This window comes from Halorussus halophilus (assembly GCF_008831545.1).
Taxonomy (GTDB): Archaea; Halobacteriota; Halobacteria; order Halobacteriales; family Haladaptataceae; genus Halorussus; species Halorussus halophilus.
Map to the genome: position 1 here is coordinate 40,097 of NZ_CP044525.1, position 12,293 is coordinate 52,389.

The window sequence follows — 12,293 nt, forward strand, 5'->3', positions numbered from 1 at the left end:
GATGAGTGAACTCACACCGCTACTGATAGGCGGAGACCCCTTCCCACGAGGAGTGCTGCCGTACATTCTCGGTGGTATACTCGTCGGACTCGGCGCTGCGGTTATCTATCTTGCCACGGGTATCATCGCCGGGGCGAGTACGTTCTTCGAATCGACGCTGTCGTACGTTTCGGACGTGCCACGGTTCAACCGCTTCAAGTACGTCCAATCGCGTGGCTGGCGCGTCGTCTTCACCGCAGGAATCGTCAGCGGTGCGGCCCTTTGGGGGTTCGTACTCGCTCCTGATCCCGGTGTCTGGACGACCGACGTCCAGTGGTGGCGGTTGCTGGGCGGTGGCTTCCTCGTCGGCGTCGGGACACGACTCGGGAAAGGATGTACGTCGGGCCACGGCGTCTGTGGCACCGGGTCACTATCGAATACGTCGCTCATCAACGTCGTGACGTTCATGGCGTTCGCCATCGGCACTGCACAAATCGTCCAAGCGCTGGGGGTGTCACCATGAGTGGGACCGAACGGAGCCCGTTGTTCCTGCCCGTCATCTACCTCGGCGGGTTAATATTTGGACTCGGGCTGGCCATCAGCGGGATGGCGCGTCCCGAGGTGGTGCTGGATTTCCTCCAGTTCGATGATTTCGGCCTCCTGTTCGTGATGGGTGGTGCTGCAGTCGTATCTGGTGTCACGTTTACGGTGGCTACGCGGTATCTCGACGACGCACCGCTGACCGGGCAGGAGTACACCCGCCGTATCAAAGAGTTCGACCGAAACGTCGTCATCGGTGGTTCGATCTTCGGCGTCGGGTGGGGGCTGTCGGGCATCTGTCCGGGCGCCGCATACGCTAGCTTCGGTGTCGGGAACTACCTGATATTGTTCGCCATCGTTGGGATGTTCCTGGGTGCGTATACGCAAGGGTACTTGCGTGCCTTCTGGACCAGCGAAGGCGACGACGCAACGAAGACTACCTCGGACTAACCGGTTTTTCGGTGTTCGGTTTCGGATTCTTGAGAGCTGTTTCTGGAATCGGGTATAGCTCAGCAATGGGTTTTGCGAGCTATGTATGTCAGTTCGGGTTGGTTGGGTGTTTGCATGGGGTTCTATTCGATGCAAATTCTATCACCGCGGAGTCGATTCTTGACTCCGACAACCGATCCGTAGTGACAGGTGGTTGGTGCCGTACTCGGTTGTCGTAGTCATACATAACTTATGGGGAACCATCAGTTGGTTATGCAAATATGGTATTGTGCAACTCGTGCAAAACTGTTATTACCTCCTGTCGTTTAGCGAGTGATGTGCAGAAGTCAATGAACCGCACAATATTCAGATTAGAGGTTCAATGATGTTCGGAATCGAATCACTGACCGGTACGTCAAACGCTGTCGCACAGGTCGGCGTCGTACTAGTCGAAGCGCTACTACTGTACGTCGTTTACGGAGTCCTGACTGCTACAGTTGGCCAACGAATAACGAACACAATCCAAGGCGAGTAATCATGGCGATACTAGGATTGAGCGTAACCACGCTCGCGTTGTTCGTCGGGTTCGGTGTCCTCATCGGGACCCTATTCGGGTTCTTCGGGATGGGTGGATCGTTCCTCGTCACGCCCGCACTGCTCGTGATGGGCTACGCGCCGAAAGTAGCCGTCGGGAGCGGCCTCGCGTTCGTCTTCGGGACGAGCGTCATCGGAGCACTTCGCCACCGAAACCACGGACAAGTTGATTACAAACTGGCAGCGCTCATGACGATCGGGATGACCGTCGGTATCGAAGTAGGAAAACACGTCGTGCTCTTCCTCGAAGAGACAGGGCTCTCCGGTATCGTCATCAGCGTCGCGTACGTCGGACTGCTGGCCATCGTTGGCCTACTCACCCTCCGTGATGCACGCAGCGAAGCCGACGAATCGGCGAGTTTCGACCTGTCGGAGACCGTCCAATCTATCGAGATATGGCCGATGGTAGAACTGACCGGCGGCGTCCGCGTCTCGGCGTCGATCATCCTGGTCGTCGGGTTTGCGATCGGTATCCTGTCCGGATTCCTCGGCGTCGGCGGAGGATTCCTCCTCATGCCCGCGATGATGTACGGACTTGGAGTTCCCGCTAGCGTCGCTGTCGGCACCGACATCCTCCAGATTACCATCTCAGGAGCATTCGGTGCCTTCACCTACGCACAAGCGGGTTCCATCGCCCTTCCGGTCGTCATCTCGCTACTCGCTGGCAGTTCGCTCGGTGCTCGCATCGGTGCAGGCGCCACTAAACTCGTTGACGAAGACGACATCAAGGGATACTTCGCTGCAATGTTACTCGCAGGGAGTGTTGCCGTCGCAGCAAAGAATCTCAGCACCGCATACGGTATCGAAGCACTCCAAACGGTGAGTATCGTGCTCATCTTCGGCTCCGCCATTGTCGTGTCCGGTGCAGTCGTCTACAGCGCGCTGCGAGAACTCCAGAAGCGACCGCAATCGAACGGAACAACGACGACCACGTAACCAGAGAGGACCGATTCGACCACCACTCTAAGAACCGATTTCGAAGAAACTTCGCGGACGAGGGCCGTCTGCATCGCGATGGTGAGCGAGATTCGTCACTCTGGGCGGGCCCTGATGGCTGTGATTCAAGCATTGTGGAACAGTTCAAAAGCGACGCGGTGGCTAAGGCGACTAGGGTGCTGACTACGTTCGTCGTCTGTGCCAGCGGCATAGCGACTTTCGCCGCCGTAATCGATTCTATCCTTGACACCCTCCCGCGCCTAGAGGCGCAGGTATTTTCCTTGTTCTGTATGAATATCACGATTAATCATATTTATCTCGGTGGGTGTCGATGGGGTCGCTGGAGGTGGCGCAAGTGGCAGAGGCAGACAAACACGATTGTAGACTACCAGCAATCGAACGCCTGCCATTCATTCAATCCGTAAAGAGCCAACAGCAGTTGAATCGGCACGAAACCATATCACGACGTCCACGGGAACGATTACACGGGCGAAAAACACCCAAGCAAACGGCTGAAGATCGTATCGGAACGGAACCATGACAACTGAAACCCAAGCAGACGCGAATGCGGACTCAATCGACGAACAAAAACTGACCGACCTCGTGGAAACGTCGCTCGTAGACCTCGGCGCGACAGTCCATGCCTCGCTCGCCATCATCGGAGATGAACTCGATCTCTATTCCACACTGGACGAAGCAGGGCCACTCACGTCCGCCGAACTAGCCGAAGAAACGAACACCACGGAACGCTACGTCCGCGAATGGCTACGCTCGCAGGCCGCTGGCGGGTACGTAACCTACGACCCCGAGACCGACCGCTACAGTCTCTCACCCGAGCAGGCGTACGTGTTAGCCAACGAGGAGAGCCCGGTGTTTATGCCGGGTGCGTTCCAGTTAGTCGCGTCAGCATCCAAGATCGAACCAGACCTCAATGAGGCATTCCGAACGGGCGAGGGCATCGGCTGGCACGAACACGACGAAGACGTATTCCACGGCACCGAACGCTTCTTCGGGCCATCCTATGGAGCCAATCTGGTAGACTGGATCAAGGCACTCGACGGGGTAGACGAGACGCTACAAGCAGGTGGACGGATTGCTGACGTTGGCTGTGGTCACGGCGCACCGTCGATCCGAATAGCTGAGGCGTACCCCAACTCGACAGTCGTGGGCATCGACTATCACGAGGAATCGATAGCAGTGGCGCGCAAGCGGGCAGAAGCGGCGGGCGTCGGTGATCGCGTCCACTTCGAAGTCGCAACCGCATCGGAGTACAATGGAGCCGACTACGACCTCGTGACGATGTTCAACTGCTTCCACGACATGGGTGACCCTATTGGTGTGGCGGCCCACGTCCGAGAGACGCTCACCGACGACGGGACATGGATGATTGTCGAGCCCTATGCTGAAGACAAAGTCGAAGAGAACCTCACCCCGTTTGGTCGCCTCGCGTACTCGATTTCGACGGTGGCCTGTACGCCGAACTCGCTCAGTCAGGATGTCGGCTACGGACTCGGTGCCCAAGCAGGAGAGGAACGCACCCGTGAAGTCGTCACCGAAGGTGGATTTTCGCGCTTTCACCGCGTGGCAGAGACACCGACCAGTTTAGTCTTCGAAGCGAAGCCATGACTAGTTATGAAGTACCTCGGGGACAAGCCCCGAGGCACTCGTCCTATTCAGCCTGTAGAGGCCGAACCAATCACTACTGAGAGCACTCCTCCTCTGTATTATCATTCTGATCCTGACGACTCCAAGTTGGCAACGAAATTTCACTGCCAGAAGCGTGGCCGGTATCGTCGCCACTGAACTCGCCACCGAAGTTCGAGCAGTGTCCAACCTATCACACTTACGAATCCGACGACGAGTGCAAGGAGCGCTGGCATGTCGAACCACGCCGGAGTGATATACATCAGCCCGTTCAAATACTTCCCTGGAAGTACGTCCTTCAACGTGATCCAGAACTGCCCTGAGAATCCAGTTGAACGTGAATCGATGTTTGCGCGCGCGGCACTTGGTCCTCCTTTACTTTCATCACCGGTCCCCAGTCGTTCGGCTTCGTAGGGAAACGCAATCTGGACACTCCAGACTACTTTCCCCTGTTCGTTCACCTCGAACACGCGGTTGCCGTTCGAGTCCGTGACGAGCGTGTTCCCGTTTGGAAGGCGGTCAGCGTCACGGGGCCACTGCATCGATGGGTCCTGCCACGTCCAGGTGCGTTTCCAGTCCCCGTTCTCGCGTTGGTACTCCACGACTCGGTTGTTTTCAGAGTCCCCAACGACGACTGCTGGTCCGCCATTTTCTTCCGGAATGTAATCGGGATTGTGCTGTTCGTAGAGGATGTCGTAGTTGTCCTCCTCTCCGAGCGTCCAGTTCTCCAGTAAGCCACGTCCGGGTTCGAGGAAGAGTACACGGTCCTGATTTCGAGCACTGACCATGATGCGGTCGTCTTCGACGATGTTGACGTCGTTGATATGGGTCCAATCTTTCGGATACGGACCACCCGTCGAACGGGGGAAGGATTCGCTGGCGTTCCACGTCCAATCGACGTTTCCTGACGTGGTGTTAATCGTGAAGACGCGGTCGAGGTAGATGTCTGCGACGACGAAGTGCGTCTCGTTGAGTCGGTCGGCATCGTGGTATCTCGTCGACTCTTTTCCGGGGGTGACCTCGGACCACACCGAAGTGACGTTTCCTGTACTGAGGTTTACTCGTTCGATACCGTTTCTGGTGCAGGCGTTCTCGGAGCTGTGTGACTTTGCGTAGCGCGTCCACACGTCCTCTGGGACGTTTCGTCTGTTGAGGTCCCACTCAGTTGGACAGTTCGCCCCTGAGATGTGGTCTGCGTAGAGATACTCTACTGTCGCTTTCGTTCCCGGAACGGGGTCTACGTCCCAGTATCGGGTGTGCGAATCGTTGTAGTACAACAGTGATCCGTTTGCCCGGAACGCAACGAGTTCCGCTCGCGCGCGAGGACCGTTGCTTCGGTCGCCGAGCCACGAGTTTGAGTCGGTTGCGATGACGGTGATGTTGTCTCGTGGTGGAACGGTCTGTCCCGACTCTGCACGAATTTCAGACTGACTTTTTCCCTGAAAATCAGTGCCTCGAGCAGGTGAGGCGTATGCATTGGCAATTGCGGCACTTGACAGTATAAGTATGGCGACAAAGAGAACCCTCACACTCCGCTTTCGAACCATTGAGACCGAATATAGTTCTACGACAGCTAAACGATTTGTGGCCCCTCCAGTCCCAGTACATGAGGTTAGCGCATCAAGTTCCCCTTGGCAGCTATCCCAGTTCCGGAATCTGACGCCTTCCTCGCATTCACTGTGGTTGAGATAGTAACTGCCTAGGCTGATTGTTTCGATAATCTATTGGAGGTTTCCACTCCGGTCGTACCCCAGAATATTCTGATCAGCAAGTGGCTCCCCAATTTGGTCAGGAAGGGGAGACGACTTCCCAACACCCGGGGCATTCTGCGTATACGCCTTCGGTGCCATCTTCTCGTTCGTATCGGACGAGTACGTCACGGTCGGCTATCGACTCGCTACAGTTCGGGCAGTCGCCCAACCGTTCTTGTTTCTCGGCCACACTCAGTAGTGGGTGGACACAGTAATGAGTCAATCGCTGGGCAGAGAATCTTGACGGGGCGTCACCAATACGTCGCGAGAGAGTTGGAAGTACTATCCACTAAATCGCCCTGTTTCGCGCATCAAGGATAGTTGAGTCGGAATTAATCGTGCCACGGTAAGTGGCCGCCAAACCCAACCGTGCGCCTCCCGTTAATTTGGAGCATGACCGAAGACCAGACTACGTCCGATTCGGCGAGTTCGATAGAGCAAGGCCGTGCCGTCTACGATGACGATGGCAACGAACTCGGCGAAATATCCGGATTCACCGACGAAGGATTCGAGGTAGCGATCAACGAAGACCTCGACCACGTCGAGAACGACATCGACCAAGAATCCCAACAAGAGCACGAACCAGGCCAAGAGTTCGGAGAAGGCTACCTCATGTGGCGGTGTGAGAACTGTGGTGAGATGGGTGACTTAGACGATGGACTACCAACGGAGTGTCCGAACTGTGGGTCTGAGAACGTCATCAAGTGGCGGGAGGACTAACGATGCCAGACCAACCGAGCATCCGAAAGGGCGAATCAGGGGACGTTGAGCGAATACAGGAACTCGTCGAGAGTTCGATGACGACTTCGTACGCCCTCAGCCCGCAAGACATCGAGACGATCATCGACGCAGCGTTCTCAGAGTCTGCACTCGAAGATCGGATCGATAACGAGGAGACCATCGTACTAGTGGGGGAAGTGGACGACGTACTCGCGGGAGTTACGGAAGCGACCATCAGCGACGACACTGCAGAGATTCAGTGGCTTCACGTCGATCCTGAACGCCGCGGTGCGGGTCTCGGCTCAGCCTTATTCGAACGACTCACCGCGGAACTCGAAGAGCGCGGCATCGACGAATTCCGGGCGGTTTCGCTCGCAGCCAACACGTCTGCAGGAACCTTCTTCGAGCGATTCGACTACGAGAAAGTAGACGAACGCCAAACAGACCTCGGGGGCCGCGAAACCATCGAGTACATCTACACGCACGGCGACCACGCTTCGGAAACAAGCACCGATAGTGCTGAACCGGTCGCAGACAGTCTAGACGACGAATATCCGGAGACGATTACGACTGAGGACGGCGAAGAACTCTACTTGGGTGATGACCCGTTCCAGGGCTCAGAGGGACTATTCACAGCCACGTTCAGCGACCCCGACCGTTCAGAGCGGTACGGTTTCTACTGCTTGCATTGTGGGTCTGCAGATGTCTCGATGGACGAACTGGAGCGCGTTCGGTGTGGGACCTGTGGTAACACGCGCAAACCAGACGACGACTACGACGGCTCATATCTCTAGCAGACGGAACGCCAGTCGCTCGAAGACAGAGAAGAAACTGTGTCCACCGCATATTGCAAACAATTCCACTGTGTTCGTCGGTACAGACTACGGGCACGTTATCCCATTCGAGACAAGCGCTGGCCGAAAGTGCTGGCGCAAAGATGTGATAACAGGCAACCATCGTCCCCGAATCCAGAACGAGCGACTGGTTCAACGTTATCACCTGGGCCGACGAAGGACTAGGTATGGCTGATTCTGGGCGTATTACTGACGAGGACGTTCTCGAAGTCTTCGAGCAGGTAGCAGACCCCACGGAATCACTCTCGACGAGTGAAGTGGCCGACGCCCTCGATTGCGCCCGACGCACGGCCTACGCCAAGTTGAACGCGTTAACTGAGAGCGGTCAGCTTCAGACGAAGAAAGTCGGTGGGCAAGTGCGCATCTGGTGGCAACCACTGGGCGAAGAGAAGCCCAAACAATCGGACGACCAAAGTCAAGCAATTCCCGAACTCACCGACGAACACGTCCTCGAATTAGAGTTTCACTCTGAACAACTCGGTGAGGCGGTTCTCGAAGCTGGAGGCTCTGACGTCCAGATTAGCGTTGACGGGGTTGTCTTCCGTGACGACGGAACCCAACTCCAGTATTGGACGATAACCGATATCAACGTGAACACGTTCGTCGATCTAATCACCGACCGCCCGACGGTCCTCGAAACACGGCTTCTCAGTACCGTAGAGGATACGTTTCGAATGGAACTCCTCGCTACCTCAGACTCATTGTTTGCCGCATTCGACGCATTCGATGGCCGGATGGCGGAAGTGTCTCTCAACGAGAAGACGATACAAATCAGCGGGGAGTTCCCAACCACTGTCGACGTGGATGCAGTCATCGAGGCTGTTCAAGACGTGTATCCGGATTTGGAACTGACCGGTCAGCGTCTCGTCTACACGCCTCGATTGTTTCGAACCGTCGTCGAAGACCGCTTGACCGACCGCCAGTGGATGGCACTCCGAATCGCATACTATGCCGGATACTTCAACCGCCAACGGGCCAGTACCGGAGACGAATTAGCGGACCGCATGGGTGTTTCCCGCCAGACGTTCCATCAGCACCTTCGTGCAGGGGAGTATCTTGTCTTTCAGATCCTTATGGAAGGGTTCAATGACGAAGAAGAAGAAATGCACATTGACGGCACGACTGAGACTGACTAGTAAGAGACCGAACTTACCTCTCGTCCTCCCTTCTCCTCTATTGATGCGAAAAAACCAGCCAATTCATAACGACGCGAATACCGTCGGTTCCGATCCCTGGGTAGCGGATAAAGTTGGATACGACCCGCAGACCAAATCGTATCATACCCGCCACGATTGGGAGAGCGACGAACCTATCTCCCTGACTGTGGTTAGGACGATTGCCGTTGCAGCCGGATCCTCGCCCGAGACCATGGAACCGCTCTACTCTGTGATTAACCCCGACGAACTCGAGGCTCTTCTTTCGTCTGCTGGAGAGACAGATATCGAAGTTCAATTCACGTATGATCGCTGGCCAGTCACTGTCTCCAACAGTGGAGACATAATAGTCCACGAACCGATATAACCCCCGAGAACACGCTGTGGTTCTATGTATACGTGTTTCGTGAATCTTCGTTATCCACGGCGGGGTTCTACCCGATATATACCAAACACAATATAGCTAGCATATTTTACCAGTAGTATGACTATTGTGCTAAATTGAATACTTGGTTCTCCGACGTGATCGGTCCGGACGGCTATGTCATGGTCCGTTCTCCGGTCAACTGACACCAACGGTGAACGAAGTTCCAATAGAGAGGAACTGGTGTTCGGTATTCCATGTTCACGGAAGAAGACAAGATGTTTATCTCACTACTTGGTGGTACCACTCATACATGGACCGGCGTCGATTCCTTACAGTAGCAGGTAGTGTATCAGGCAGCATAGTCTCGGGATGTGTCAGCTCCAGTCAATCTGACGGTGCATCCACGACAACCGGAGCTAAGGAGTCTCTTGAGGGAACGCTGACGGTTGCAACGTACGAGAATTTCGTCGACGCCCCCTCAAGCAGTCCAAGTCCCTGGATAAAAAACGCATTCGAGAAGCAGTATCCAGACGTCACCCTCAAGTGGACAGCACCAAAGAACGCATTCAACCACTACGTCCAACGACGCCAACAGAACGCCGAAATCGACGCCGACGTGTACATCGGCCTCAAAGTTCCGGATCTCGTTCGGATCAACCAGAAGTTATCGAAACCCCTGTTCGATCCCGTTGAAACCAGTCGATTATCGAACTACGACCACATCAAGTCGGGGTACGAGTTTACGCCTGACGACCGCGTCCTCCCCGCATTCACGGGGTATCAAAGCTTCGTCTACAACGGCTACGAGATAGACGCTCCCAAGACGCTGGAAGCACTAACTGAACCCGAGTACCAGGGGGCGCTCACCGTACAAAACGCCCAAACCGACAACACGGGCCTGTATTTCTTACTGTGGACCATCAAGGAAATGGGTGAAGACGGCTACCGCGACTACTGGCGGGACCTCCTCGAGAACGATGTTCAAATCCTCGAATCGTGGGGAGAAGTGTATACGGCCTTCACGTCAGGTGAGACGAACATCATCACCTCGTTCTCGAACGACCAAGTATATGCAAAACGCGCCGGGCAAGACCTCACAAAACACCAAGTCGCGCTCCCTGGCGGGCACGGATACACGTTCATAAGTGGTATGGGGAAATTCGCGACGAGTGAACAGTCGGCGTTAGCCACCGCGTTCATGGACTTCATGTTGACGCCGACTGCACAGGGTAAGCTTGCAGAGCTCAACGTCTCGTTCCCGATTACCGACCATGCCGACGTTCCAACCGTCTTTGACGAGTACGCAAAAAAGCCATCAGAGCCGCTGCGGTACACCTACGACGAGTTAGACGAGAATCTCGACACCTGGCAAGACGAGTGGGCGCGATTCGTTGTGAACCACTAGAGTGCGTTAGTCGCGAGTCCCACGTGCCTCCCGACCGAGTTCGTCTTCGACGGCGTCCATCTTCTCACAGGCTTTCATCTCTTTCGTCCGTAAGTCGTCGATCTGAACGAGCGTGCTGACTCGGTCTCCGGGAACGGCCTCGTGTGCAGCGCCAATCGCTGCGAGCAGTTCATCGACAGTATCAGCCTCGACGACAGTCGCCATCGAATTCGTTCGATAATCGACGTCGTACTCTTCAATCGTCTTGATGGCCGTTACAACCTCTTCCGTAATGTCGTCTTCCGTAATTGGCGTGACGCGGAACATCCCGAATACGGTCATACACCTACCTGCAGCCTCTCCCAACTGAAGCAATTGTCGGTTTTACAACCCAGTAATTATTCGGGAGTGGTGACCAACGCGACTGACGTTATCGGGGGTCGTTAGCTCTCAAACGGACCTCAGGGCATTATACTACATCCACATCAGCCAAGTGATGTAACTATACCTGCTAACCAACGCTTTGATACCAAGTCCCAATTCTGTTGGTTAGCTCGGTTGGGGCTTCTTACACCACTACCCGGAAGCAACTCCGGAGTTGGAGGAGTATCGAACACGAGTTGATGCCAAATAAACCGAGGTGACACTGCGATTTGACTTCACTGAGCTCGCCAGGGGCTGTGAGAAATATAAGAATCGCGTTATCTATCTCGGTCATGCCGGGAAATCGTGGCCGCCTCTTGTACCTGATCTCTCGGATGTATCTTTATAACCCATGAACATCTCCTTTTGCAAGAACAGATTAGGTGTTAATTTAGTAATACAGGTGATTGCAGGACAAATATTGCATCGATTTAAGTATCCACTATTAAAATCTGGACTGTCCTGCATAATCATGCTGTATGACCGCAGGAGAAAGTGAATTCAAAGCATGGCACGCACTATATCACCGTTAAAGCAGTTGCATCGTCTCTTTCCAAACCCCCACACTCTCGGTCCCGGTTGCTGCTCAGTCGAGCGTTGGAGGTGTGTACTGTGGAACAGGTGTTGAGACAGGAATTGATCTTATCTTCGGCACTGTCTAGATAGCGCGGTTTGAGAAGTGAGCAGGTTGTAGCGGTTGTGTCCATGCAAGCCGCAAACCTGCTCAAAAAGAGCTTAGACACCACTACTCTTGAATGTTGCCAGCGCGAGCGGACGGCGACGCCCGTCAGGGCGTTCGCCGTCCGGCTCCACGCTGCCGGTCTTTCACTTCGAGAAACAGCAGCAATTCTCGGCTTGTTCGGCGTGGAATGGTCGCATGGAGCGGTTTGGCAGTGGGTACATCGGCTAGCTGACAGCGTCTCGGACCCGCCGACGGCTACGCCGTCGCGGGTCGCGGTCGATGAGACCGCTGTCCGACTGAACGGGGAGTGGTTGTGGGTATATGCTGCAATCGACTGTGACACAAAACTCCTGTTAGACATCGCGGTGTTTGGACGGCGTGGCACTGATCCGGCTGCTGCGTTCCTGCACAATCTCACCGAGAAACACGATTGTTCACACGCTGAGTTTCTCGTTGATGGCTATGGCTATTTGACTGCCCTCTCTCGATTAGGATTGAGCGGTCATCTCAACTACGCCGACCGAAACCACATCGAAAAGTGGTTTCACACCCTCAAGATGCGACTCGACCGCTTTCATTCGTCATGGGTCGGCAGTCGGCCGAGCGTTCGCCAGTGGCTTGCGTCGTTCGTGCATTATTATAACGTTCAAAGACCGCATCAAGCTCTCGATGAACGAACGCCGGTTGAGGAGGAAAACTAGACAGTACCTGATATTAGTTCGTATCGGTGGTCTAGCACCTATGCAAATGGGAATCGGCACATGAACTCCCCCTGAGACGATGGCACTCTGGTACTCCGTGGAGACCGCACACGACGAAAAAGAGCTCGGAAGGGC

The 12,293-nt window shown here is 55.0% G+C and carries 14 protein-coding genes; 11 read left to right on the forward strand and 3 right to left on the reverse strand.

Annotated elements, in window-relative coordinates; genetic code table 11:
• The first annotated feature begins 1 nt into the window (after position 1).
• From F7R90_RS20850 to F7R90_RS20865, 5 genes are all read left to right on the forward strand, one after another.
• On the forward strand, positions 2-502 hold the full coding sequence (locus F7R90_RS20850; RefSeq protein WP_158059509.1) for a YeeE/YedE family protein: 501 nt from the start codon (positions 2-4) through the stop codon (positions 500-502).
• A complete protein-coding gene (locus F7R90_RS20855) occupies positions 499-969 on the forward strand; it encodes a DUF6691 family protein (protein WP_158059510.1) in 471 nt (156 codons plus the stop codon). The genes F7R90_RS20850 and F7R90_RS20855 overlap by 4 nt, the downstream gene beginning before the upstream one ends.
• A 364-nt stretch (positions 970-1,333) precedes the next feature.
• Entirely contained in the window at positions 1,334-1,483 is a 150-nt protein-coding gene (locus tag F7R90_RS22925) for a DUF7512 family protein (protein WP_449272375.1), read from the forward strand.
• Between the two features lie 2 nt (positions 1,484-1,485).
• Positions 1,486-2,478, forward strand: coding sequence for a sulfite exporter TauE/SafE family protein (locus F7R90_RS20860; protein ID WP_192498522.1), 993 nt, complete (start codon positions 1,486-1,488; stop codon positions 2,476-2,478).
• A 537-nt stretch (positions 2,479-3,015) separates the two neighbouring features.
• Positions 3,016-4,104 (forward strand): methyltransferase domain-containing protein, encoded by a 1,089-nt coding sequence (locus F7R90_RS20865; RefSeq protein WP_158059511.1) that lies wholly within the window; start codon positions 3,016-3,018, stop codon positions 4,102-4,104.
• A gap of 140 nt (positions 4,105-4,244) precedes the next feature.
• Here the strand turns inward: F7R90_RS20865 and F7R90_RS20870 are convergent, their stop codons facing one another.
• Together F7R90_RS20870 and F7R90_RS22930 are read right to left on the reverse strand one after the other, a co-directional pair.
• Positions 4,245-5,399, reverse strand: a complete 1,155-nt coding sequence (locus tag F7R90_RS20870) for an arylsulfotransferase family protein (RefSeq protein ID WP_368408587.1) — start codon at positions 5,397-5,399, stop codon at positions 4,245-4,247.
• Positions 5,400-5,910: 511 nt separating this feature from the next.
• The gene (locus F7R90_RS22930; protein WP_449272374.1) at positions 5,911-6,063 is read right to left on the reverse strand and encodes a DUF7837 family putative zinc-binding protein; all 153 of its coding nucleotides are present in this window, start codon (positions 6,061-6,063) and stop codon (positions 5,911-5,913) included.
• Between the two features lie 203 nt (positions 6,064-6,266).
• Between F7R90_RS22930 and F7R90_RS20875 the strand changes: the two genes are divergently transcribed.
• From F7R90_RS20875 to F7R90_RS20895, 5 genes are all read left to right on the forward strand, one after another.
• Positions 6,267-6,593: a DUF7130 family rubredoxin-like protein gene (locus F7R90_RS20875; RefSeq protein WP_158059513.1), complete on the forward strand. Its 327-nt coding sequence runs from the start codon at positions 6,267-6,269 to the stop codon at positions 6,591-6,593.
• Positions 6,594-6,595: 2 nt separating this feature from the next.
• Positions 6,596-7,387, forward strand: a complete 792-nt coding sequence (locus F7R90_RS20880; RefSeq protein WP_158059514.1) for a GNAT family N-acetyltransferase — start codon at positions 6,596-6,598, stop codon at positions 7,385-7,387.
• A 227-nt stretch (positions 7,388-7,614) separates the two neighbouring features.
• Positions 7,615-8,583: a bacterio-opsin activator domain-containing protein gene (locus tag F7R90_RS20885; RefSeq protein ID WP_158059515.1), complete on the forward strand. Its 969-nt coding sequence runs from the start codon at positions 7,615-7,617 to the stop codon at positions 8,581-8,583.
• Between the two features lie 43 nt (positions 8,584-8,626).
• Complete coding sequence (locus F7R90_RS20890; protein WP_158059516.1) at positions 8,627-8,968, forward strand: HalOD1 output domain-containing protein; 342 nt, start codon at positions 8,627-8,629, stop codon at positions 8,966-8,968.
• 310 nt (positions 8,969-9,278) lie between these two features.
• Entirely contained in the window at positions 9,279-10,373 is a 1,095-nt protein-coding gene (locus tag F7R90_RS20895; protein ID WP_158059517.1) for a thiamine ABC transporter substrate-binding protein, read from the forward strand.
• A gap of 6 nt (positions 10,374-10,379) precedes the next feature.
• Here F7R90_RS20895 and F7R90_RS20900 read toward each other — a convergent pair whose 3' ends face one another.
• Positions 10,380-10,694, reverse strand: a complete 315-nt coding sequence (locus F7R90_RS20900; protein WP_158059518.1) for a thiamine-binding protein — start codon at positions 10,692-10,694, stop codon at positions 10,380-10,382.
• 786 nt (positions 10,695-11,480) lie between these two features.
• On the opposite strand from F7R90_RS20900, the gene F7R90_RS20905 reads away from it, so the two are divergent.
• Positions 11,481-12,158: an IS6 family transposase gene (locus F7R90_RS20905; RefSeq protein WP_158059519.1), complete on the forward strand. Its 678-nt coding sequence runs from the start codon at positions 11,481-11,483 to the stop codon at positions 12,156-12,158.
• The last annotated feature ends 135 nt before the right edge of the window (positions 12,159-12,293 follow it).